At 67.7% G+C, this 22,611-nt stretch carries 18 protein-coding genes and 1 pseudogene; 7 read left to right on the top strand and 12 right to left on the bottom strand.

Translation table 11 applies throughout. The features are described from left to right. The 3 genes and pseudogenes from AAG816_RS23840 to AAG816_RS23830 all read right to left on the bottom strand — a co-directional run. Positions 1-390: pseudogene (locus tag AAG816_RS23840) on the bottom strand (dihydroorotate dehydrogenase (quinone)); the annotation flags it as partial. A 10-nt stretch (positions 391-400) separates the two neighbouring features. After that, a complete protein-coding gene (locus AAG816_RS23835; protein WP_341992193.1) occupies positions 401-1,099 on the bottom strand; it encodes an orotate phosphoribosyltransferase in 699 nt (232 codons plus the stop codon). 164 nt (positions 1,100-1,263) lie between these two features. Further along, a complete protein-coding gene (locus AAG816_RS23830) occupies positions 1,264-3,255 on the bottom strand; it encodes a methyl-accepting chemotaxis protein (RefSeq protein WP_341992192.1) in 1,992 nt (663 codons plus the stop codon). A gap of 355 nt (positions 3,256-3,610) precedes the next feature. On the opposite strand from AAG816_RS23830, the gene AAG816_RS23825 reads away from it, so the two are divergent. The 3 genes from AAG816_RS23825 (at position 3,611) to AAG816_RS23815 (ending at position 7,337) form a co-directional block, all read left to right on the top strand. Then, positions 3,611-4,642 carry a glycosyltransferase family 4 protein gene (locus AAG816_RS23825; RefSeq protein WP_341992191.1) on the top strand — a complete coding sequence of 344 codons (1,032 nt, stop codon included), beginning with the start codon at positions 3,611-3,613 and terminating at the stop codon, positions 4,640-4,642. 83 nt (positions 4,643-4,725) lie between these two features. Next, the gene (locus tag AAG816_RS23820; protein ID WP_341992190.1) at positions 4,726-6,204 is read left to right on the top strand and encodes an O-antigen ligase family protein; all 1,479 of its coding nucleotides are present in this window, start codon (positions 4,726-4,728) and stop codon (positions 6,202-6,204) included. Then, the gene (locus AAG816_RS23815) at positions 6,201-7,337 is read left to right on the top strand and encodes a glycosyltransferase (protein ID WP_341992189.1); all 1,137 of its coding nucleotides are present in this window, start codon (positions 6,201-6,203) and stop codon (positions 7,335-7,337) included. Before AAG816_RS23820 ends, AAG816_RS23815 begins: the two co-directional genes overlap by 4 nt. A gap of 51 nt (positions 7,338-7,388) precedes the next feature. Here the strand turns inward: AAG816_RS23815 and AAG816_RS23810 are convergent, their stop codons facing one another. The 3 genes from AAG816_RS23810 to AAG816_RS23800 all read right to left on the bottom strand — a co-directional run bounded on the left by AAG816_RS23810 (position 7,389) and on the right by AAG816_RS23800 (position 10,542). Beyond that, positions 7,389-7,880, bottom strand: a complete 492-nt coding sequence (locus AAG816_RS23810) for a hypothetical protein (RefSeq protein WP_341992188.1) — start codon at positions 7,878-7,880, stop codon at positions 7,389-7,391. Between the two features lie 79 nt (positions 7,881-7,959). After that, entirely contained in the window at positions 7,960-8,934 is a 975-nt protein-coding gene (locus AAG816_RS23805) for a glycosyltransferase (RefSeq protein ID WP_341992187.1), read from the bottom strand. 66 nt (positions 8,935-9,000) lie between these two features. Beyond that, a complete protein-coding gene (locus AAG816_RS23800) occupies positions 9,001-10,542 on the bottom strand; it encodes a hypothetical protein (protein ID WP_341992186.1) in 1,542 nt (513 codons plus the stop codon). Positions 10,543-10,762: 220 nt separating this feature from the next. Between AAG816_RS23800 and AAG816_RS23795 the strand changes: the two genes are divergently transcribed. After that, entirely contained in the window at positions 10,763-11,485 is a 723-nt protein-coding gene (locus tag AAG816_RS23795) for a hypothetical protein (RefSeq protein WP_341992185.1), read from the top strand. A 6-nt stretch (positions 11,486-11,491) separates the two neighbouring features. Continuing rightward, complete coding sequence (locus AAG816_RS23790; protein WP_341992184.1) at positions 11,492-12,967, top strand: hypothetical protein; 1,476 nt, start codon at positions 11,492-11,494, stop codon at positions 12,965-12,967. A 142-nt stretch (positions 12,968-13,109) separates the two neighbouring features. Here AAG816_RS23790 and AAG816_RS23785 read toward each other — a convergent pair whose 3' ends face one another. The 4 genes from AAG816_RS23785 to AAG816_RS23770 all read right to left on the bottom strand — a co-directional run bounded on the left by AAG816_RS23785 (position 13,110) and on the right by AAG816_RS23770 (position 16,799). Continuing rightward, entirely contained in the window at positions 13,110-13,796 is a 687-nt protein-coding gene (locus AAG816_RS23785) for a hypothetical protein (RefSeq protein WP_341992183.1), read from the bottom strand. Positions 13,797-13,976: 180 nt separating this feature from the next. After that, positions 13,977-16,121, bottom strand: a complete 2,145-nt coding sequence (locus AAG816_RS23780; RefSeq protein WP_341992182.1) for an SLBB domain-containing protein — start codon at positions 16,119-16,121, stop codon at positions 13,977-13,979. Between the two features lies 1 nt (position 16,122). Further along, positions 16,123-16,521 (bottom strand): hypothetical protein, encoded by a 399-nt coding sequence (locus tag AAG816_RS23775; RefSeq protein ID WP_341992181.1) that lies wholly within the window; start codon positions 16,519-16,521, stop codon positions 16,123-16,125. Next, positions 16,518-16,799 carry an STAS domain-containing protein gene (locus AAG816_RS23770; RefSeq protein ID WP_341992180.1) on the bottom strand — a complete coding sequence of 94 codons (282 nt, stop codon included), beginning with the start codon at positions 16,797-16,799 and terminating at the stop codon, positions 16,518-16,520. Before AAG816_RS23770 ends, AAG816_RS23775 begins: the two co-directional genes overlap by 4 nt. A gap of 238 nt (positions 16,800-17,037) precedes the next feature. Here AAG816_RS23770 and AAG816_RS23765 point away from each other — a divergent pair, with 238 nt between their 5' ends. Beyond that, complete coding sequence (locus tag AAG816_RS23765; RefSeq protein ID WP_341992179.1) at positions 17,038-18,111, top strand: glycosyltransferase; 1,074 nt, start codon at positions 17,038-17,040, stop codon at positions 18,109-18,111. Between the two features lie 10 nt (positions 18,112-18,121). Further along, on the top strand, positions 18,122-19,936 hold the full coding sequence (locus AAG816_RS23760; protein WP_341992195.1) for a sugar transferase: 1,815 nt from the start codon (positions 18,122-18,124) through the stop codon (positions 19,934-19,936). 16 nt (positions 19,937-19,952) lie between these two features. Here AAG816_RS23760 and guaD read toward each other — a convergent pair whose 3' ends face one another. Both guaD and AAG816_RS23750 read right to left on the bottom strand, forming a co-directional pair. Continuing rightward, positions 19,953-21,305 carry a guanine deaminase gene (gene guaD, locus AAG816_RS23755; RefSeq protein WP_341992178.1) on the bottom strand — a complete coding sequence of 451 codons (1,353 nt, stop codon included), beginning with the start codon at positions 21,303-21,305 and terminating at the stop codon, positions 19,953-19,955. Continuing rightward, the gene (locus tag AAG816_RS23750) at positions 21,302-22,600 is read right to left on the bottom strand and encodes an NCS2 family permease (protein ID WP_341992177.1); all 1,299 of its coding nucleotides are present in this window, start codon (positions 22,598-22,600) and stop codon (positions 21,302-21,304) included. The genes guaD and AAG816_RS23750 overlap by 4 nt, the downstream gene beginning before the upstream one ends. Positions 22,601-22,611: the final 11 nt, after the last annotated feature.

The raw sequence follows: 22,611 nt of genomic DNA, 5'->3' as shown, positions 1-22,611 counted from the left end.
GCCGCGCCGCCGGCCCAGATGGTAGATGAACGGCGCCAGCCCTTCGGAATTGAACCCGAAGCGGTTGATGACGCCTTCGTCCTCATCCAGGCGGAACAGCCGCGGCTTGGGATTGCCGGGCTGCGGGCGCGGCGTCACCGAGCCCGCTTCCACGAAGCCGAAGCCCAAAGCCAGCAGCGGATCGATGACTTCCGCGTCCTTGTCGAACCCTGCCGCCAGTCCGATGGGGTTGGGGAAGGCGAGGTTCCACACCCGCGTGGCCAGCACGGGATCGTCCGGCGTGCGGTCGGTGGGCACCAAGCCCTTCTTCAGCGCGCGCACCACAAGTCCATGCGCCCGCTCGGGCGAGATCAGCGGCAGGAACGGGCGGACGAGGGGGTAGAGATCCATGGTGGTGCGACTACTCGCTCAGCTGCGCCGCGCCGCCATGGGCCTTGGACCAGGCGTGCGGAGCGTTCAAAAACGACTCGATTTCATCCACCTGCTTGGCTTCGAAGCGGCTCATGGTCTTCACCGCGGCGAGGATGTCCCACCAGGTGCACAGGTGATGCAGTTCCAGCCCCGAGTCCTTCAGGATGGTCTTCGATTCCTGGAAGATGTCGTAATAGAAGAAGACGAAACAGTGGCCGCACTCGGCGCCCGCATTGCGCAGGGCATGCACGAAATTGACCTTGCTGCGGCCGTCGGTGGTGAGATCCTCCACCAGCAGCACCCGCGAGCCGGCTTCCAGATGGCCCTCGATCTGGGCGTTGCGGCCGAAGCCCTTGGGCTTCTTGCGCACATATTGCATCGGCAGCATCAGCCGGTCGGCGATCCAGGCGGCGAACGGGATGCCCGCGGTCTCGCCGCCGGCCACGGTGTCGAACTGCTCGAAACCGATTTCCCGATAAATCGTCGAAATGCCGAAGTCCACCAGCGTCTGGCGCACCCGCGGGAACGAGATCAGCCGGCGGCAGTCGATATAGACCGGGCTGGCCCAGCCGGAGGTGAAGATGAAGGGCTCGCCGTCGGAGAAGCGCACCGCTTCCACTTCCAGCAGCATGCGCGCCGTGAGCTGGGCGACGGTGGCTTTGTCGGTGAAAGCAGTGACATTGGTCATGGAGCGCGGCGCCTCGTTCAAGCATGTAGCGAGGCGCATATATCAGAGCCGGCGGCGGGGAACACGTCTTTGCGCGGCTTTGGCGCACTTTCCCGTCTGGCGACCGCCACCCATCGGGGCGGGACGCGCGTTGCCGCCCGGTGGGTGGCGTGCGGTGGCCAGCCTCAGGAGGCCCTGACGCGTGCCAGAAAGGCGCCCATTTCCGCCGTAAGCGCAGCGCTAAGGCTGGACAATTCCTCCGCAGCGGTCAGCACCTGGGCGGTCACCGCGCTGAATTCCTGATTGACCGCGTGGACGCCGGAGATGTTCGCGAACACCGTCGAGGTGCCGCTGGCGACCATCTCCACGCTTTGGGCGATCTCGCGGGTGGCGGTTCCCTGCTCGGTGACAGCCGCGGCGATGGCGGTGGAAATCGCCGCGAGGCCTTCGATGGTGGCGTTGATGCCCTGCACCGCGCTCGCCGCCTCGGAGCTGGAGCCCTGGATCGAGCCGATCCGCTCCCGGATCTCGGCGGTGGCGCGGGTGGTCTGCTCGGCCAGTTGCTTCACCTCGCTCGCCACCACCGCGAACCCCTTGCCGGCCTCGCCGGCGCGGGCGGCCTCAATGGTGGCATTGAGCGCCAGCAGATTGGTCTGGCCGGCGATGGCATTGATCAGATCCACCACGCTGCCGATGGTGCGGGTGGCTTCGGAGAGGCCGTGGATCTGCACATTGGTCTGTTCCGCATCGGCCACCGCCCGCGCGGCCATGTCGGTGGATTGCTGCACCTGGCGGTCGATTTCGCGAATGGAGCTGGAGAGTTCCTGGGTCGCGGCGGCCACGGTCTGCACATTGTCGGAAGCCTGCGAGGCCGCGGCGGTCACCGCCTCCGTCTGTTCCGACGCCTGCCGGGACGAGACGGCGAGGCCATGGGCGGAGCTTTCCAGCTCCTTGGCTGCGGTCGCGACCTTCAGCACGATACGGCTGACGGTGGCTTCGAACGAGGTCGACAGGTCGGCAAGCATTTCCTGGCGCTGCTGCATCGCCAGGCGGTCGCCCGCCTGCTTTTCCGCCTGGACCTGTTCGATGCGCGCCAGCGCGGTGCGGAACACTTCCACCGTCGCGGCGATCTTACCCAATTCGTTGTTATAGTCGCCGAACGGAATGGCCGAGGTGATATCGCCCCCTGCCAGTTCCTCCATGCGCTGGACGATGCGCCCGATCCCGGCCTTGATGCGGTAGCCGATGAGGGCGGCCAGGAGAAAAATGGCCACGCAGACCGCGACGCCCAGGCTGACCTGTCGCCATAAATTGGATTGGAAGCCGTCGATCCGCTCCGTGAGCAGCCGGGACAATTCAGCGGCGCCCGCGGTCCAGAACGGCTCTGCGGCGGCGTTGATGGCCGCGTGGGCCGCATCGATCAGACGGATGTCGGCGGCGAGATCGCCGCTGCGGCCGGCGGAGAGGGCCTCGTCCACGGCCACCAATGCGGCGACGCGCTCCTTCAGTGTCGCGGCGGCGGGGGTCATGACTTTCCCCAGCGAGCCATCGCCATGGGCGGCGACCGCAGACGCGGTCGCGTTTTGGACGGCGCCAGAGGCCGCGAGGAGGCGCGCCTTGGCGGTGACGGCGGCGACGCGGGTTTCGAAGCGAGGCGCCGCTTCGGCCCGGAGCGCGGCCGCGGCGTCGCGCATCGCCCGCGCCGACGCCACCAGTTCCGGCAGCTTCACCGTGGTGGCGTCCATCAGGTAGAAGCTGTCCAGGTCGGGATCGAGGGTCAGGTTGGAGCCGTCGTCCACCTTGGCGATGAGGGTGAGGGCGGCTTGCCCGATGGCCGCGCCCGAGCGGCTCTCGATGGCGGAGAGGAGGTCCTTGCGGGCGGCTTCGGTCTGCATGATGCCGTCATTGGCCGCTCCCGCCCGGCGCAGGCCTGCAGTCACGTTTTCCGGGATGGCGATCGGCCCCGTGCCGCCGCTCATGGCCAGCGACAGCGCCGGCCAGATCTGCCCCAAATAGGCCACACCGTCGCGCTCGCGCTCGGCGAAGCCGATGTCTTTGTTGGATTGGGAAACAAAGAGATGGCCGAACAAGCCGATCGGCAAGAGAAAGAGCGCGCAGATCGCAGCGATCTTTCTGCCGATGGGTTGGCCGTCAAGGGCGTGCACGATCTGGGACATGGTGGTTTTCCCTAAAAGCGCCGTCCCGTACGTCTCCTGCGCTAGGGTGCTGGCGATTTTCTATGGTGGTCTGATTTGAACTTTTGATAATAGTTGATAATACATCGATAAATAGAAGTAATTGTTTAAACGATAATTTTTTAATCTGGTTCAATTTCGCTAAATGACATATTTATTACGTCTAATCAAAGTCAGACGCATCCAAAATGGATATCTTGATCGGATACGCGCCCATCGTGCCCGGAGCGGTGGCAAGCGGCTGATAAGACTGGCGCCGGCGGTGGCCGCTGCCGCATAAAGCTGCCGACGGCGTGGGCGAGCCCATGGCGGATGCGGCCGGCAAGGAGAAGGCAGCGTGGCGGACGACATCTGGCAGGTGGTGGATTCGTCGACCGTCGGTGGCATCGAGACCCATATTGGCGTCCTGGCCCGGGCCTTGATTGCCCAGGGCGTGGCGGTCCGGGTGATGCGCCTGGCCGACCACGGCCCCAATCCCTGGCTGGGACAGCTGGATGCGGCTGGCGTCCCGCACGGCGTGATCGGCGGCGGGGTCATGGGCCTGGTTAAGCGGCTGCGGCGGGAGCGGCCACGCCTCATCCACACCCATGGCTACAAGGCCGGCATTCTCGGGCGGTTGGCGGCACGGCTGGTGGGCATCCCCTGCGTCTCCACATTCCATGCGGGCGAGCGGGGGCCGTTTCCGGTCTCCCTCTATCAGGGGCTGGATGCCCTGACCTCATGCCTTGCCCCGCGCATCGCGGTCAGCGCGGCCATCGCACAGGGCCTGCCGTTCGGGGCCACGGTGATCGGCAATTTCGTGCCGGTGCCGGCGACGTCGCCGGTCGTGGCGCGCCCAAACGTGGTGGGCTTTGTCGGTCGCTTCAGCGTGGAGAAGGGGCCGGACCTGTTCTGCGCCTTGGCCGAACGCCTTGCGGGGCAGGGTATCGCCTTCGAGGCGTTCGGCGACGGCGCGCTGCGGCCCGAGCTGGAGGCCCGCTACGGTTCGGTGGTGCGCTTCCATGGCCTGGTGACCGATCCGTCTGGAATCTGGCCGCGCCTGGGCCTGCTGCTGATGCCCTCGCGGGCCGAGGGACTGCCGCTGGCGGCGATCGAGGCCATGGCGGCGGGCATACCGGTGGCGGCCAGCGCGGTGGGCGCATTGCCGGAGCTGATCTCCAACGGCCGCAACGGCTGGCTGTTTCCTGCCGGCGATCTCGATGCCATGGCCGGTGCGGTTGCGGCGTGGCGCGCGCAGGAGGACGCGGCGCGAGCGGCCATGGGCGATGCGGCGTGGCATACGGCGCGGGAGGGCTTTGCGGTGGATGTGCTGGTGCCGCAGGTCCGGGCGGTCTATGCGGCGGCGGGTGCGCGCCTGCCGGCGCCCTGAGGACGGGGTTGCCTCGTGCGACACGCATGAGATGTAGTAGACTGTTGGAATACCACCGAAACGATGCGGCGTTGAGGCGAAGCGTGACCGAGGGCAGTTCTTCACAGGCCCGCCACTCCGCGCCCATGACGCCGGAGCGGCAGGGGCACTGGGTCCAGATTTCCATCGCCTTGGCGGTGGTGGGCGTCATTTCCTATGTGTGGTTGACCACGCCCGGCGTGGAGCTGCCGCTGGGCATCTCGCTGGGCCTCACCATGGTGGTGCTGGCCTTCAAGCGCCCATCGGTGCCGTGCATCATCTTCGTCTGCTTTTCCTTCCTGCGCATCCATGAGGCGTTTCCCTTCCTGAGCCCCATGCGCATTCCGCAGCTGCTGGCGCAGCTGACGATGGTGGTGATGTTCTGGCATCTGGTGCTGATGCGGTCCGTGAAGCCGTTCTGGTCGAAGGAACTCACCGCCTATGCGGTCTTCTTCATGCTCTGCACCGCCTCGGTGGCCACCTCCAGCGGCCGGGACCTGTCCATCACCTTCTGGTCCGACACCTTGGTCAAGGTGGCGCTGATGACGGTGCTCATCGCCTGGACCACGCGCACCGCGGCGGATCTCCAATTGGCGGTGCAGACCTTGATCCTGGCCGGGATCGCCGTGTCCTGCGTCGCCATCTACAACAAGGTCAACGGCATCGGCCTGGTGGAGGGCACCCGCGTCACCATCGGCCGTGCGGTGGGCTCGGTGCTGGGCGACCCCAATGATCTGGCGCTGGCGCTGCTGTTCCCCTTGAGTTTCGCCGGGGCGTTGGCGGTGGCGCGCACCGGCATCTTCAACCGCATGCTCGGGGTGATCGGCTTTGCGGTGGTGGTGGGGGCGATCGTCTGCACCCAGAGCCGGGGCGGCCTGCTGGGCATGGCCACCGTCGCCGCGGTGCTGGGCAGCCGCTACGTGAAGAACAAGATGCTGCTGCTGGGCGTCGGCGCCGTGGCGGTGATGCTGCTATTTGCAGTGGCGGGCATCTCCGGCCGATCGTCCGGCGGGGCGGCGGAGAGCGGCATCGACGAATCGTCCGAGGGCCGCCTCATCGCCTGGACCACCGCTTGGAACATGGCCAAGGCGCATCCGCTGCTGGGGGTGGGCATCAACACGTTTCCCGCCAACTATTTCTATTATACCGAGGCCTGGGACGGGCACGAACACGCGGTGCATTCCACCTGGTTCGGCGTGTTGGCGGAGACCGGTTTCCTGGGCTTCGGCGCCTTCATCACCATGGTGGTGATGATGATCCGCCGCGCCCTGAGAAACCTGGAAGCGGCCATGGCGCCGGGGACGGATCCCCGGCTTCAGACCGCGGCGCTGGCGCTGGCCTCGGGGCTGGCCAGCTTCTGCGTGTCCGGCACCTTCCTGACCCAGGGGCTGGCGTGGCCGCTCTATGTGATGCTGGGCATGACCGTGGCGCTGTCGCGGCAATTGAGCCAGTCCCAGGCCCCGCCGCAACTGGAACGCATGCCACCGCCCTACATCTCCAGCCTCCCCCGCACCTCGGGTGCGGACCTGCGGGCCGGCACATGAGCGCTGATCTGGTGGTCTTCGGCGAGGATTGGGGCGCCCATCCCTCCTCCACCCAGCATCTGGTGGCGCGCCTCGCCCGGCGACGGCGGGTACTGTGGGTCAATTCCATCGGCCTGCGCCGTCCACGGCTCGCCATGGGCGATATGCGCCGGCTGGCCGGCAAGCTGGGCGCGGTGGCGGGACGCGGGTCCAGGAGCACCGCCGGAACCGCACCGGCATTGACGGCGCCGGACGGCCCGGTGCGCATCCTCTCGCCTTTGGCAGTGCCGTGGCCGGGCAGTGTCCTGGCGGAACGCGCCAACCGCATGCTGCTGGGCCGGCAGGTCCGCCGTGCCATGGAGGCGGCGGGCATCACGCGGCCGATCCTGTGGACCTCATTGCCCAGCGCCATTTCCGTGGTCGGGGCCTTGGACGAGCGGGCGGTGGTCTATTATTGCGGCGACGATTTCGGCGCCCTGTCCGGGGTGGACCATGCCCCGGTGCTGGAAATGGAGCAGCGGCTCGCGGCCAAGGCGGATCTGATCGTGGCGGCCAGCTCGGTCCTGGCGGCGCGGTTTCCCGCCGAGAAGGTGTTGTTGCTGCCCCATGGGGTGGATTGCCGCCTGTTCAGCACCCCGGCCCCGGCGCCGGGCGATCTGCCGGAAGGGCGGGTGGCCGGCTTCTACGGCAGCATTTCCGATTGGCTGGACCTGGGCATGATTGCCCGCGCCGCGCGGACGCTGGCGGATTGGCGCTTCGTATTCGTGGGGCCGGTGCGCACCGATGTCTGCGAACTGGAGGCGCTGCCCAATGTGCTGTTCCTCGGACCGCGCGCCCACGGGGAACTGCCGGGCTATGTGCAGCATTGGGACGTGGCCTTGATCCCGTTCCGCGACACGCCGCAGATCCGCGCCTGCAATCCGTTGAAGCTGCGGGAATATCTGGCCAGCGGCACGCCCATCGCCGCCACGACGTTTCCGGCCCTGCTTCCGTACGAGCATCTGGTCTCGGCGATCCCGCCGGGGGGCGATCTGGCCACGGCCATCCTGGCCGCCGTTGGCAACGGCGGCGCCGCGCGGCGTCGTGCGGCGGTGGCGGCGGAAGACTGGGATGCGCGGGCGGCAACCCTTGATGCCGCCCTTGACCGTCTCTAGCGACCCATCGGTCGGCCTCGGAGGGCCAGGCCGAGGGCGCGGCTCAACCGTTTACTGCGCCGGCTGCGCCTGCGGCAAGGGCTGCGCCTGCGGCAAGGGCTGAGGCTGCGGCGCGGGGGTGTTGGTGGTCGAGGTGGTCGCCGGGCTGGGGCTCGGGGTGGAGCCGGGGCCGGTGGACGGCGGGGTGGCGGGGGCCGGAGCAGTCGATGGGGACGTGGCCGATGCCGGGGTGGCGGACGTGGGCGCCGCGGTGCTGGTGGTGGTTTTGGTGGCCTTGTTTTTCTTGGCCGTGGTCTTCCTGGCCTTGTGCGGGGTGGTGTTCTGCGGCACGCCGAGGACGCCCTTGACGCCGCCGACCACACCGCCTGCAACGCCGCCGACGGCGCCGCCCACCACGCCACCCACGGGGCCGGCCACGTTATTTCCGGTGGCGGCACCCTCCTGCGCGCCACGGACCACGCCTTGGGCCGAAACCGGCCCGGCGCAGACCGCGAGCCCGATCAGGGCGATCATGAGTTTGGATGTCACGTTGCTGCATTCCATGGCGTAGCTCCTCTTTCGGAGACAACGGACAGAAGCCGCGCCAGTTCCGTTCCGCAGCGGTAAAGGCGAGATCCGATGATTACCGTCGCGAAAAGCGCGCGGCCACCGCTTCCACCACGCGCTGCGCCAGTTCCGCCTCCCCGCCCTGGGCTTCGGCATAGGCCAGGCCGGCGGCGGCGGTGCGCTGCCGCAAGCCGTCATCGTGCCAGGCGCTGTTGATCATCGCCGCAAGCGCGGCCGGGTCTTCCGCCGGCACGGTCAGCACTTCGGTGGAGAAAATGTCGGACATGCCCGGCCCCTCGCTGCCGATGACGCATTTGCCCAGCCGCATGGCATTGAGCGCGGTGGAGATGCCCGAGGCGACGATGGACGACTTCAGTACCGGGATCACCACCAGTTTTGCCCGCGCCAGCATATCCCGTTGCGCCCGGGGCGTGCCGTCATCCTTCAACTGCCGGACATTGGCGGGCAAGGCCGCCAATGGGCGGGTGAAGCGGGCGCCGTGGCGCTGAAGCTCAGCCGGGTCCACCTGGGCGATGGCGCCGGGCAGCGGCAAGGTGGCCATGGCGTCGAAGAAGGTGTCGAAATCCCGCAGGGAGCGGCCAAAGCACAGCACATAGTCCTCGGCGCGCGGCGCACCGGCCACCTCGGAGGGGGACAGATTGACCTTGAACGGCACGAACACGCACCGTTCCGGCGCGATGCCGTAGACCTCGGCGAGACCTGTGGTGTCGCTGAACAAATTGATGACCAGATCCACCCGCGCCAGCAGGGCGCGCTTCACCACATGCAGCAGCCGCGCCTTGGCGGTGGCCGGTCGCCGCAGCACCAGGTCGAACGCCGCCACCGGGCGGCGGGCGGGCGGCCAGATCAGGCCCGCCAGCACCAGCCCCATGGTCAGGTCCGGGTCGCAATTGGTCACGAACACCGTGTCCTTGGGCCGGCCGGCCTTCAGGCTCGCCCACACTGTGTGGGCGAGGCTGCGGGCGCCGGTGCGGCCATCGCGGGCGCGCCAGGGGGAAGGGATCGCCGCCATGTTGGTCACGATGTGCACAGGTCGGGGCCTCCTTCACGCATGCCGTTCGCCGGCCCAGGGTAGGGGGGACGCATGACCCTGATCTTACCGGGTTTGGCTTTTGGCCTCATCCAGCCATGGCGGCAGGCTGGCCTTGAGCGGGGGCGCCGCGCCGGGGGTGCAGGTGCCCGCCCGGTGCCACAGGCAGGCGGGGCCGCGGGTGCCGTTGGCGTAGCATTGGCCCTTCTGGTAGCCGAGAGCGGAAAAATCCTCCAGCGGCTCACCGGGCAGTTCACTGGTGGTGAGGATGTGGGTGAAGGCGGCGCTCCTGGCCTTGAAGTCCGGGTCGCCAGCGCTGATGCCGTAGAGCCCCTTGTCGGCATTGAGATAGACATAGCCGCCGCTGAGCCACCAATTGCTGCCCGGCGCGATGGCAAGGCCGCAGGCGGCGGGGTCGGCATTGACCGCGCGGGTGGCCAAGATGGTGCCGCGCCCCAGGGAGAAGGTGGCGGCGAAATAGCCGAAGCCGCCCAGCAGGGCCGAGGTCAGCGCCACGAAGACGAAGCCGATGGCCGCGATGCGGCGGAGGGGAACCTTGCCCTCCCACAGCCGCAGCGCCAGGATCGATCCGCCCAGGCCCGCCAGCACCAGCACGAACGGCACCCCCGGATAGAGATAGCGCGGGTGCTTCATGGCGATCAGTTCCAACACCGCCAGATTGACCACCGGAATGGCCAGCAGCAGCGGCAGGCGCGGCGCCGCCAGCAAAGCGGTGAGGGCAATCAGGGCGAAGGCGCCGGACCAATAGGCCAGGATCCAGGCCGGGTAGTGATACCAGGGCACGAAGCCGAAACGGCCGTCGCCGGTCTCGCCGATGCTGGAGGACTGGTATTTCACATATTTGATGATCGACTGGAACGGCAGGCCCCAGGTGGCCCAGTCCAGCGCGCCGAGAAACAGCAGCGGGCCGATGCCGCCGAGGATGAAGGCGGCGTAGGCGCGCACATTCAGCCGCGCCACCCAGATGCCCACCAGCAGCACGATGGGCCCGAGCTGGATGCGAAACGCCAGCGCCGCCCCCAGCACCAGACCCGCCAACACCAGCCGGCGGAAGCTATGGGCCGGGCCATCGGGATAGGCGAGGTAGACGCCGGGCACCAGGAGGAAGGTGGCAATGGTGTCCTGGAGCGGCTGGCCGGCATAATAGACCGTCTCGAACCAATAGGCGCCCAGCGCGCCGCAGACCACCGCGCCCACGGTGCCGGCGATGCGCCAGCCCCACAGGAAGCAGGGCGGGATCACCAGCAGCGAGACCAGGCTGCACACGGCGGCGGCGCCGAAGATCTGCGCCTGCGCGGCGCCGCCCAGCGCGCGGGCCAGTTCCATGCCCGGCAGGATCAGGCCGGGCACCAGCCAGGGGCGGGCGCCGGAGACGAATTCCCACGGCAGCAGGCCGCGCCCGTACATCAGCCGGTGCGCCTGTTCCAGATATTGGAAGGTGACATCCGCATAGCTCATGTTCGGCTGCCACCAGAACACGAACAGCTTCACCGCGTAGGAACTGACTAGCAGGGCGACCAGCACAAGAATGAGCGCAGCCGGGAGGGGCGCGCGCTGTTCAGTCCCCGCAGAAGTCACGCTTGCCATGCCGTCCGCCTTTGTCCCGCTCGAAAGTCGTGCGGCGGGCACCCGCCCGCTCATGCCTGAGGTGAAGCATGTTCGCCGCCCGGCGCAAACCCCAGATCGGCATGGTCGCGGGATACACCCACCAGGGCGGTCGCAAAATCCCCGTGTTTGGGCGACACTGACGCCGGGTGAGTCGCCTGGTTCGCCGTCCCTCGTGCCAACCGTTTCAGGGCCATTGCCAATGTCTACCGGCGTCGTCGCGCATCGCCGCCCGAGCGCGCCCGTTCAGATCCTTAGCCTCTCCCGCCTGGCGCTGCTGCTCATGGGCGCCGGCGTGCCGCTGCTGACCGGCTGCACCACCACGCAACAAGACCCCATTGCGATGATTCCGCCGGACATCCAGGCCAGCGTCATCGCGGAAGAACATATGCGGCAGGCGCGGGAGGCGGCCAATGCGGGCGATCCCAATGCCAAGCCCACCAGTGTCCAGGCGATCCTGGCCCGCGCCCGGGCGGCGGAGGCGACATCCCCGACCGCTGAGGCCGCTGCCGCGGGCCCGGCGCCAGCGGGGGCGGCACCGCCGCAGCTGACGGCGGCGGAGGCAGCTGCCGCGACCACCGGGTCCATCGCGCCCGCCGGCGCCGCCCGTGCCGCCCCGCCGAAGCGCACCGCCCCGCCGCGCGAATTTGAGGTCACCTTCCAGGGCGCCGAGGAGACGCCGGGCGGAGCGGAGGCCGCGGCCTTCGCCAAGGCGTGGCAGGCCGGAAAGGTGCCTGCTAAGGCCCAGGTAATGATAACCGCAGGTCCCGGCCCCGGCGCGACGGCTTTTGATCAGGCCCTGCTGGCGAACAAGCGCCTGCGCACTGTAAGATCCCTGCTGCCGGCGGATCTCGACGCCAAACAGCTTTACGACCCCGACATGATCCCGGACACCGTCCGGATCGTGGTGGGGGCACCGGATTGACGACCCATGTTTGAAACCACGTCGGATACCTTCGCCTACATCGTCCAGGTGGCCTGGCGGCGGCGGTTCCTCGCGGTCATCCCCGTGCTGCTGCTGCCGCCGCTGGCGCTGGTCGCCGCGACGCTGGCGCCGGCGCGCTATGAGGCGCGCATGACGCTGCTGGTGCAGGAGCCGTCCAAGCTCAACCCGATCCTCAACGACATCGCCGTCAATCCGAACCTGAAGGAACGCATGTCGGCGCTGATCGCCCTGGCCCATTCCGAAGTGGTGCTGGGCCGGGTGCTGGAGGATATGGGCCGCATCACCCCCGCCACCGACGCCAAGACCCGCGACGATCTGGTGAAGGCGCTGTCCGCGGTGGTGAGCATCCAACTGGTGGGAACCGACATCATCGAGATGCGGGTGCGCAGCCTGGATCCGAAGTCGCCGTCGGAGACCTTGCTGGCGCTGTCCCGCCGCTTCGTGGAGCGGCTGGTGTCGCCGGAGCGCACAGCGGTGCAGGACAGCGAGCGCTTCCTGAAAGAGCAGATGACCGAGCGCCGGGTCTCCCTGGACACCGCCGAACGGGCCAATCTGGCGTTCAAGAATGCCAATGCGGACAAGCTGCCGGCGCTTTACAACTCCACCGTCTCGCGGCTGGCGGCGCTGGAGCAGCAGCTCGAGAACAAGCAGATGGAGCTGAGCACCGCCGGCGCCACCATGGAGGATCTGCGCAAGCGCCTCGCCACCACCAACCCCCTGGTGGGCCGGATCGAGGACAGCATCGTCCAGGCCTCCAGCGAACTGGCGGGCCTGCGCTCGCGCTATACCGATCAGCACAGCCTGGTTCAGGCGGCTGAATGGCGCCTGCAGCGGCTGGAGGAAGAGCGCCGCCATCTGCTGAACGACAGCCACGCCATCGATGCCTCCGATCTCGACCGGCTGTGGAACCTGGCGGCCGGCATCGGCGGCGGCCAGCAGAAGGACGGCGAGAACCGCAACGCCACCCCGTTGCTGGTGTCTCAGCTCCAGCGCCTCCAGGAGGCCCAGGCCAAGCGCGTCGGCCTGGAGAATGAGGTGGACCAGCTGAAGAAGGTCATTATCACCCTGCAGCGGGACATTGCCGAATTCGGTCCCATCGAGCAGCAGCAGCAGCAGTTGGAACGCTCGGTGACGCTGGCGCGGGAGAATTATGAATCCCTCGCCAAGCGCTACGAGATGGCGCGGGTGACCGGCGCGCTGGGCCTGTTCGAGGCCCCCGAGCGGGTCAAGGTCCTGGAGGCGCCGGCCGAGCCGGCGTCCAAGGTGACGCCGGGCTATATCCTGTATCTGCTGGCGGGGGTGTTTGCGGGCTTCTCCGTGGGCGGCGCCTTGGCGGCGGCGAGCGAATTGCTGGATACCCGCCTGCGCCGGCCGTCCGACTTCGCCCGCATCCTGGGGGTGCCGGTGATCGCCCGCATTCCCCGCATCGAGCCCCAGGTCAATTTCCGCGCGGCGGCATAGCGCGTTTTCGAGCGAAGTGGATCCCGGTTCGCGTGAAGAAAACGCGATAAAACAAATAGATAGAGCATTTCACCGATTCAAAGAAACGGGGAAATGCTCTGACGGCGCCATCGGCGCGCCTGGGCCGGGAGGTGGGGGCCGACTAGAGTTTGGTGTTCAGCAGGCGGCTGGTGCGCACCATGTGGATGAAACGCTCCACCAGCCCCGGAGCCAGTGGCACGAATCGCTCCATCTCGTCGACGATCTCTTCGCCGGGCGTGGGATTGAAGCGGTCGTTGACCACGATGCCCTGCAACGGCGCATTGGCCTGGCGCAGGGCGGTGGCGGCGCGGTTCAGCGCGCTGCGGGTGACGCGGCCCGCCAGGCACACCACCACCACGCTCTCGCAGGCGGAGGCGATCGCCGTCACCGGCACGGCCACGCGTTCGCGGGGATCCACCGGGGCGAGGTCGAGGACGATGGCGTCATAGCTGCGCAACAGGCCGTCCAGCATGTTGCGGATGGCGATGGCATTGCGGAAGGCAAAGCTGACATCCGGCATGGGTGCGGCGGTCAGCCGGTCGAAGCCGCGGGGATCGGAGACGATGAACGGGGTCAGGTCCGGGTCTTCCGGCGTCCAGGTGGTGGCCTGGGCGGGGACTGCGGCGGTGGGATCGGCAAGGCCCACCAGCAAGGTCCGGCCTTGACGCTTCGCGCGCTCTGCCAGCGCCGCGGCCATGGTGGACACGCCGCTGTCGCTGACAACCGCGGTCACGCCGACCACCCGCGCCCCCTGGCCGAACGTGGCGAGGAAGACCGTTTCAACCTCGCGTAGACCTCTGCCCCACATGCGTTTCCTCCAATCCGGCAGACCGCGGAGCGGCTCCGGGCGGGGCTGCCACCATTGGGACAAGCTGCCCGTGCAGCCCATCCCCCGCTGCCAGGAGACCTGAAGACCCCGGCCCGCCTGGCGCGGCCTGCCGGTATCCATGATGCGGGCGGGCGCACGTGGCCCGGCCGGGAGGGCGACCTAGCCGCCGGACAGGTAGGCGATCAGCGAGATGATCGGCAGGACGTTCTGGATGCCGTCCACGAAGATCTTCCAGCCACTCTGCGAGGTGGTGGGTACATAGACCGTATCGCCCTGCTGCACCACCGGCAGGAGCCGGATGTCGCCAGTCTTGGCGAACTGGATCAGATCGAAGATCCGCGCCTGTTCACGACAGCAGCCGAGATTCACCACCACGATCTTCTGCTGATAGGCATCGTTGGTGGGGCCGCCGGCTTCCGCCAGCAGGTCCAGCAGCGTCATGTCGTTGGAGAAGCGGTAGCGTCCGGGCTTGGCGACGGCGCCCAGCACCCGCACGGTGCTCTCCTTGCTGTCGTCGAACCAATCCTTGTTGGTGCGGTCGGGCACGAAGATCACGTCGCCGGTGCGCACCTTGGGCAGCAGCTTCTCGTCGCCAGTGGCGAAATACTGGCCCAGATTGAGCTGCGTCACCTTCGAGCCCGGCAGGCCGCGGTGGGAAATGCGCACATTGCGCAGGTCCGCGGTGCTGGTGGGGCCGTTGGCGGCGGTGAGGATGTCCAGGAAGCTCATGTTCTTGTTGAACGCGTAGCGACCGGGGATCTGCACCTGCCCCATGATGTAGATGACGTCTTCCTTCGCCATCTGCACCCACTTGGCCTTGTTGTCGATGGGCGATTCCGGCAGCGAGGGCATGCGGATCACGTTGCCGGCGCGGATCTTGGGCAGTTGCGACAGCGGGCCGCCGGCGGACAGGAACGCCTGGAGGTCGAAGTTCCGCGGCGTCGCGGTGTCCTTCTCCGATTGCAGGATCTGCAGATGGGCGATGTCGGCGCGCTGGTTGGGGCCGCCGGCCTCGCCCAGCAGGTCCATGAGGCTCATCTCGTCCGACCATTCATAGCGGCCCGGCTTGTTCACCTCGCCGATGACCTGAACGGCGCGGGACGGCGGGATCTTGAGCCAGGACGGGCGGTCGGAGGCTTCGATCTTCTCCGGCACGAAGATGGCGTCGCCGGGCATGATCGCCGGCAGCGGTGCGCGGTCGCCCTCGGTGTAGGACACCAGGTCGAAGCGCTGGGTTTCCCCGTCCGCCTTGAGCACGCGGATCTGCCGCGAATCCGCATAGCGGGTGGGGCCGCCGGCATTGGCGAGAATTTCGATCAGGCGGGCATCCGGCGGGGATTCGATGGCGCCGGGGCGGTTCACTTCGCCCATCACATAGACCGTGCGCACCGAGCGGCGGATCTCTTCTTCCTGCTTCGGCACGAAGATGGTGGCGCCGGGCCGCAGCGGCGGCAGCAGCTTGTCATCGCCGGTGTCGAGATAGCGGCGCAGGTTGAAGACGATGGGTTCGCCGCCATTGATGACCCGGATCTGCTCGATGGAGGCATAACGGGTCACGCCGCCGGCGCGCATGATCATGTCGACGACGCTCAGGCCTTCCTTATAGCCGAAGGTGCCGGCGCGGGTGACCTCCCCGAACACCTTGACGGAGCTGGTGCTGTCCGCCGCGTCGCCCTGGTCGGCCAGGGTGCGGGCGTCGAAATTGATCTGCACATTGCCGGTGGCCGGGGAGGACGGCACGAAGATGACGTCGAGCGGCTGCAACTGCGGCACGATGCGGGCATCGCCCGTATCGAGATATTTCTTATAGTCGAACACCGTGGTGCGGTTGCCGCGGCGCAATTGCAGCTTGTCCAGCTGCGCGCCCTGGTTCAGGCCGCCGGCGGCGGTGATGGCCTGCTGGATGCCCGCGTCTCCGGGCAGATTGACTTCGCCCGGGGTCGCCACATAGCCCAGCACCGTGACCAGGAGGCGGCGCTCCTTGAGGGCCACCGTGAGGCGGCCGAGATCGCGGAACGCCTTGCCCAAGGCATCGCGCAGCAGCGTGGTGGCCTCCGGCAAGGTGCGGCCGGCCAGATCCACGTCGCCCACTTCGGGCAGCGACACCCGGCCGCTGCGATCGACGAGGAAATCCTTGTTGAAGGCCCCTTCCCCCGGCAAGGCGATGGTGAGGACATCACCCACCCGCAGGCGCAGGGCCGGGTCGGTGACGGCAGCCTGCTGCGCCGCCACCGGCGCGGGCAGGGCGAAGATCAGCACCGCCAGGAAGGCGGTGAGGAGCGACAGCAGGGCGCGCGGGATCATCTCATTTGCTCCCGCTGGCGGTATGGCGCGGGAGCTGGCGCTCAATGGCGTCCATTTTCTGCTTCAGGCGGGCGATATTGATCTCGGCATCCTCGCCGAAGGTGCCTTCCGATTCCCGCCGAATCTGGATCAGCAGGCGTTCCGCCTCATAGGTGTCCGCTGCCGCGTAATAGCGGGCGTTGCGCGACACCAGGCTCATCAGCCGTTCGGACAATTGGTCGATGCGCACGTCGGTGGAGGGCCGGCGTTCGGCCAGGCCCCCGGTGCCCGGCTCGGGCCAGGGCAACATCGAACTGCTTTCGCAACCGGCGAGGCTGAGAGCCAAGGCGATGGCCGGCAGCCGGCCCAGCAGGCGGCGGCGGCGGCTCTGGCGGGTGGCGAGGCGTGGGCTCCGGCTCACGGGGCAGATCCCTCATCCACGAGGTCGGACAGGCGCAGATGGGTGAGCAGCTGAAGTGGTTGCCCGCGGGCCCCGGACAGGCGCAGCTTGCAGCCGGCCACGCGCAGACGCTTGTAGAGAAACACGATGCCACCGACGCCGGATGAATCCATGAATTCGACCTGGCCAAGGTTCAGCACCACGTCTTCGGCGCCGCTCCCCAGCGCCTCGAAGGTCGCCTTGAGCTCCGCCATGGCCGCAGCGTCCATGTCTCCGGCGATCTCCACCACTTTCGGCATGGAAGCCCTCATGAACGGGCCGTCGCCGCAGCAACTGACGCCATCGAAACCAGCGACCGTTGCCTGTCTGCATCAGCGGTGAATCACCGGTTGCCGGGTGATTCGGGCGATGCTTGGGGCCTTGGCCTTAACCATCGCCAGAACAAACCATTTACCTTAAGAACGAGTAAAACATCGCGTGCATACAATGTCCGCGGCATAACGGTGTTGACGGTGGCCAGGGGAAAGGGACGCGCTTTTGCCGAACGGCATCGTGCAGATCGTGCAACGTCTTCGCCCCGGCGGGATCGAGGTGCTTGCGCTTGAGCTCTCCAGCCGACTTGCTGGTCAGAACGCCATCCTGAGCCTGGAATGGACACCGCTGGAGATCGTCGGCAACTGGCCGATGCTCGCGGGCCTGCCGACCCTGATTGTCGGCATGGCGAAAAAGCCCGGCGTCCGCCCCGGGCTGCTGCTGCCCCTGCTGCGGCGCATCCGGGCCCTGGCCCCGCGTGCGGTCATGACCCACCACATCGGCCCGCTGCTCTATGGCGGCCTTGCGGCGCGGCTCGCGGGTGTCCCGATCATCGTTCATGTGGAACATGACGTCTGGCACTACGCCAATCCCAATCATCGCCGGCTGGCGCGCCTGGCGGGCGTCCTGGTGCATCCGCACGTGGTGGCCGTGTCGGAAACCGTGGCCCGCACCATGCGCGAATTGATGCCCTCCGCTCACGTTTCCGTGATCTCCAATGCGGTGGACACCGACCGCTTCATTCCAGGCGACCGCGCCGCCGCCCGTCGCCGCCTCGGCCTGCCCCTGGACCGCCCGATCATCGGCGCGGCGGGGCGGCTGGAAGAGGTGAAGGGCCAGGACGTGTTGTTGCGGGCGGTGGCGGCGATCCCGCAGGCCCTGCTGGTGTTGGCGGGCGATGGCACGCAGGCTGCCGTCCTGAAGCAAATGGCCGCGGAGCTGGGCATGGCGGAGCGGGTGGTGTTTCTCGGCTACCGGGACGACATGGACACCATCTATCCGGCGTTCGACGTGGTGGCGCTGCCGTCGCGCAATGAAGGTCTGCCGCTGTCGGTCCTGGAGGCGCAGGCCTGCGATATTCCGGTGGTGGCCAGCGACGTGGGCTCGGTGCATGAGGCCATCTGCCCGCAGGGCAGCCGGCTGGTGCCGCCGGACGACCCGGCGGCGCTGGGTGCGGCGCTGAGCGCCATGCTGGAGACGCCGCCGGCCATCAAGCCGCGCGCCTTCGTGCTGGAGCGCTTTTCCTGGGCGCGGACGGTGGCCGCCTATCAGCGCATCCTGACGTCGCCGAACCCATGAGCCGGCCGTGATGCTCCTGCTCCAAGCGCTGTTCTGGCTCAGCCTCGGCGCCATCGTCTATCACCATGCGGTGTTTCCGGTGCTGCTGCGGGCGTTGGCGCGCCGGCGCGGCACGCGGCCGGCGCCACCGGCGCTTGCGACCGACGCATTGCCGAACATCACCGTGGTCATCCCGGCCTACCAGGAGGCCGGCTTCATCGCCGCCAAGCTCGCCGATTGCGCCGCCCTGGATTATCCCCGCCACCGGCTGAAGGTGATCGTCGCCTGCGACGGCTGCACCGACGGCACGGAACGGCGGGCCGCAGAAGCCCTGGCGACGCCCGCGTGCGCCGGGCTGGACGTGGAGATCCGCGCCTTCCCGCTCAATCGCGGCAAGGTGGCGGTGCTGAACGACGTGATCGGCGCCTTGCCCCCGGGTATCGTGGCGCTGACCGACGTGTCCGCCAGCCTGTCGGTGGATGCGCTGCGCCGGGCCGCCGCCCATTTCACGAACCCGGCGGTGGGGGTGGTGGCCGGCACCTATGCGCTGCGCCAGGCGGGCAGTGCCGGCGAGGCGGGCTATTGGCGCTACCAGACCGCCATCAAGGCCGACGAGGCGGCGGTGGCGGCGCCCATCGGCGTCCATGGCGCCTTCTATCTGTTCCGGCGCGAATTGTGGCGCCCGCTGCCGGCGGACACCATCAATGACGATGTGATCCTGCCCATGGCCATCGTCGCCGATGGCGCCGAGGCGGTCTATGACCGGGCCATGGTGGCCACCGAGGAGGAGCGCACCCAGCGCGCCCAGGAATTCCGCCGCCGGGTGCGCATCGCCTCCGGCAATGTGCAGCAGGCGCTGCGGCTGTGGCGGCTGGGCGATCCGCGCCGCCCGCGCCTGGCATTCGTGTTCCTGTCCGGCAAGGCGCTACGGGCGTTCGCGCCGCTGCTGCTGGGGGTGATGTTCGCCAGCAATCTGGCCCTTGCCTTCTCCGGCCCCGTTCTATACCGCCTGCTGTTGCTGGGGCAGGTTGCTTTTTACCTTCTGGCCTTGGCCGCCATCGCCCGCCCGGCCGCGAATTGGCCCCGTGCCATGCGGTTTGCCGGGTATTTCGTCGAGGGCCATGGGGCCGGTCTGGTGGGCGCGATGCGCCAGCTCTCCGGCCGCGATAAGGGCCGCTGGAGCCGAGCGGCGGAGAGTACGGGGGCCATGGACGAGGATTACGTGCATCCGCTGGTGCGCATCGGCAAGCGCGCCTTCGACATCATCGTCGCCCTGGCGGCGTTCCTGGTGTTGGCGATTGCCTTCGTGCCGGTGGCGCTGGCCATCAAGCTGACCTCCAAGGGGCCGATCTTCTATCGCCAGATCCGGGTCGGGCGCTCCACCGCCACCCATACGGATCTGTTCTATCTGTTCAAGTTCCGCACCATGTATGTGGATGCGGAAGCCCGCACCGGCCCGGTGTGGGCCACCGCCAATGATCCGCGCATCACCCCGGTGGGGCGCTTCATGCGCAAGACCCGCATCGACGAGCTGCCGCAGGCGATCAATGTGCTGAAGGGCGACATGTCCATCGTCGGCCCGCGGCCGGAGCGCCCCGCCTTCTTCCAGAAGCTGGAGAAGGAAATCCCCTTCTATACCGAGCGCACCCACGGCCTGCGCCCCGGCATCACTGGCCTTGCCCAGGTGAACCAGGGCTATGACGGCTCCATCGAGGACGTGCGCTCCAAGGTGGGCTACGACCACGCTTACGCCATGCGCCTGCTGGACCCGTGGGACTGGTTCAAGACCGACGTGTGGATCATCCTGCGCACCTTCTCCGTGATGGTGCTGGGCAAGGGCCAGTAGGTTTGGGGCAGTGGCCTCAGGCGTCCGCCGCATAGCGGAACGGATCGCCGGTCCGCCCCCGCTCATAGACGCGGCGCCCGGCCACATAGGTCGCCGCCACCGCCCGGTCATCGCCCAGGGTCATCAGCGCGAACAGCATGTCGGTGATGTCGGCGCTTTGGGCGGTGCGCAGGGCCAGCAGATCGGTGGCTTTCAGATCCAGCACGCAGACATCGGCGGCATAGCCCGGCGCCAATTGCCCGAGCTGGTGGTCGAGGTGCAGCGCATGGGCGCCGCCCAAAGTGGCGAGATAGAAGCCCTTCAGCCCATCCAGCCGGTTGCCGCGCAGGGCCGCGGTCTTATAGGCCTCGCCCAGCGTCATGAGCTGGGAGAAGGAGGTGCCGGCGCCCACGTCGGTGCCCAGGCCGACGCGCACCGGGCGGCGGATGTCCTGGGTCTCGAACAGGCGGAACAGACCGGAGCCCAGGAACAGGTTGGAGGTGGGGCAATGGGCCAGCGCCGCGCCGGTCTCGTGGCAGGTGCACAGATTGCCCTCGTCCAGATGGATGCCGTGCCCCAGCACGCTGCGCGGCCCGATCAGGCCCGCATGGGCATAGACATCCAGATAATCGGCCCGCTCGGGAAACAGCTCGGCGATCCAGGCGATCTCGGCCAGGTTCTCGCTGACGTGCGTCTGCATGAACAGCCCGTCGTGGCGCTGGAGCAGATGGCCGGCGGCTTCCAGTTGCGCGGCGGTGCTGCTGCCGGCGAAGCGCGGCGTGACCGCATAGAGCTGGCGGCCGCGGCCATGCCAGCGGGCGATCAGGGCTTCGGTCTCGTCCATGCCTTGGGCGATGGAGGCATCCAGCAGGCCGGGCGGGGCGTTGCGGTCCATCAGCACCTTGCCGGCGATCATCAGCGTGTCGAACCGTTCGCTCTCGGCGAACAGCGCCTCCGCCGAATGGGGATGGACGGTGCAATAGACCATGGCCGTGGTGGTGCCCGCGCGCAGCAGTTCGCGCAGGAACACTTTGGCGATGCGCTGCGCATAAGCGGGGTCGGCGAACTTCAGTTCGGTGGGAAAGGTGTAGCGCTCCAGCCACTCCAGCAATTGCCCGCCGAAGGCGCCGATCATCTCGGTCTGCGGATAATGCACGTGGGTGTCGATAAAGCCGGGGCACAGCAGCGCGTCGGGAAAGGCGGTGATCGCCGTGCCCTCCGGCAAGGTGGGCTTCACCGCCTCATACGGCCCGAACGCGGTGATCGTCCCGCCGGCCATCACCAGCAAAGCGTCGGGCTCATAGGTGAAGCAGTCCTCCGCCGGGGCATGGAAGGGATTGCCCCGGAAGGAGATGGCCCCGGCGCGCAAGACGGTGAGCGGGCCGCTCACCCGGCGGCGCCTTCATAGACATATTTGAACACGAACACCGCCGCGATCAGCCACACGATCCACTTCACCTCCCGCGCCCGCCCGGTCAAAAGCTTGAGCCCCGCATAGGAAATGAAGCCGAACGCGACGCCATTGGCGATGGAATAAGTGAAGGGCATCATCAATGCGGTCACGGCGGCCGGGATGACTTCGGTGATGTCCTCCCAATCCAGCTCGGTGAGATCCCGCAACATCAGGCAGGCCACATAGAACAGCGCCGGGGCGGTGGCGTAAGCGGGCACCGAGCCGGCCAGGGGCGAGAGGAACAGGCAGGCCAGGAACAGGCCCGCCACGGTCACGGCGGTGAGGCCGGTGCGCCCGCCCTCCTGCACGCCGGAGGCGCTTTCCAGATAGGCGGTGGAGCTGGAGGTGCCCAGCATGGAGCCGATGAAGATGGAGGTGCTGTCCGCCAGCAGCGCCTTGTTGAGGCGCTCCATCTTGCCGTCCTTCAGCAGCCCGGCGCGGCGGGCGACGCCCATGAGCGTGCCGGTGGCGTCGAACAATTCCACCAGGAAGAACACCAGCACCACATTGAGGATGCCCGCGTTCAGCGCGCCGGGAATATCCAAGGCGAACAAGGTCGGGGAGATGGACGGCGGCAGCGACACCAGGCTGGAGATGGCATTTCCGGCGAAGAAGAAGCTCAGCGCCGTCACCCCAAGGATGCCCAGCAGCAGCGCCCCCTTCACCTCAAGCACCGAGAGCGCCGCCACCGCGAAGAAGCCGATCACCGCCAGCACCACGCTGGGCTTATGCAGATCGCCCATGGTGACGAAAGTGGCCGGGCTGGCGGCGACGATGCCGGCATTCTTCAGCGAGATGATCGCCAGGAACAGCCCGATGCCCACGGTGATGGCGATGCGGATGGAATGGGGGATGCCGTCGACGATGGCATCGCGGATGCGGAAGATCGTCACCAGCATGAAGCAGACGCCGGAGATGAACACCGCCCCCAGCGCCACCTGCCATGTGTAGCCCATGCTGAGCACGACCACGTAGGAGAAGTAGGCGTTGAGCCCCATGCCCGGCGCGATGGCGATGGGGTAGTTGGCATAGAGCCCCATGATGAGGCTGCCCAGAGCGGCGATCAGGCAGGTGGCGACGAACACCGAGCCCTTGGGCATGCCCGCATCCGCCAGGATCGCCGGGTTGATGAAGATGATATAGGCCATGGTCAGGAAGGTGGTGACCCCTGCCATCACCTCCGTCCGCACGGTGGTGCCGTTTTCCTTCAAGCCGAAAAAGCGATCGAGCATTGGCCTACCCC

This window comes from Azorhizobium sp. AG788 (assembly GCF_943371865.1).
In the GTDB taxonomy this organism is placed as follows: domain Bacteria; phylum Pseudomonadota; class Alphaproteobacteria; order Rhizobiales; family Xanthobacteraceae; genus Azorhizobium.
This window is presented reverse-complemented; position numbering and strand designations above follow the sequence as displayed.

Excerpts from the sequence above, each read along its gene's own strand:
- AAG816_RS23835 (WP_341992193.1), bottom strand. The coding sequence starts at position 1,099 with ATGACCAATGTCACTGCTTTCACCGACAAAGCCACCGTCGCCCAGCTC.
- AAG816_RS23830 (WP_341992192.1), bottom strand. The coding sequence starts at position 3,255 with ATGTCCCAGATCGTGCACGCCCTTGACGGCCAACCCATCGGCAGAAAG.
- AAG816_RS23815 (WP_341992189.1), top strand. The coding sequence starts at position 6,201 with ATGAGCGCTGATCTGGTGGTCTTCGGCGAGGATTGGGGCGCCCATCCC.
- AAG816_RS23810 (WP_341992188.1), bottom strand. The coding sequence starts at position 7,880 with ATGGAATGCAGCAACGTGACATCCAAACTCATGATCGCCCTGATCGGG.
- AAG816_RS23800 (WP_341992186.1), bottom strand. The coding sequence starts at position 10,542 with ATGGCAAGCGTGACTTCTGCGGGGACTGAACAGCGCGCGCCCCTCCCG.
- AAG816_RS23795 (WP_341992185.1), top strand. The coding sequence starts at position 10,763 with ATGTCTACCGGCGTCGTCGCGCATCGCCGCCCGAGCGCGCCCGTTCAG.
- AAG816_RS23790 (WP_341992184.1), top strand. The coding sequence starts at position 11,492 with ATGTTTGAAACCACGTCGGATACCTTCGCCTACATCGTCCAGGTGGCC.
- AAG816_RS23785 (WP_341992183.1), bottom strand. The coding sequence starts at position 13,796 with ATGTGGGGCAGAGGTCTACGCGAGGTTGAAACGGTCTTCCTCGCCACG.
- AAG816_RS23780 (WP_341992182.1), bottom strand. The coding sequence starts at position 16,121 with ATGATCCCGCGCGCCCTGCTGTCGCTCCTCACCGCCTTCCTGGCGGTG.
- AAG816_RS23770 (WP_341992180.1), bottom strand. The coding sequence starts at position 16,799 with ATGCCGAAAGTGGTGGAGATCGCCGGAGACATGGACGCTGCGGCCATG.
- AAG816_RS23760 (WP_341992195.1), top strand. The coding sequence starts at position 18,122 with ATGCTCCTGCTCCAAGCGCTGTTCTGGCTCAGCCTCGGCGCCATCGTC.
- AAG816_RS23750 (WP_341992177.1), bottom strand. The coding sequence starts at position 22,600 with ATGCTCGATCGCTTTTTCGGCTTGAAGGAAAACGGCACCACCGTGCGG.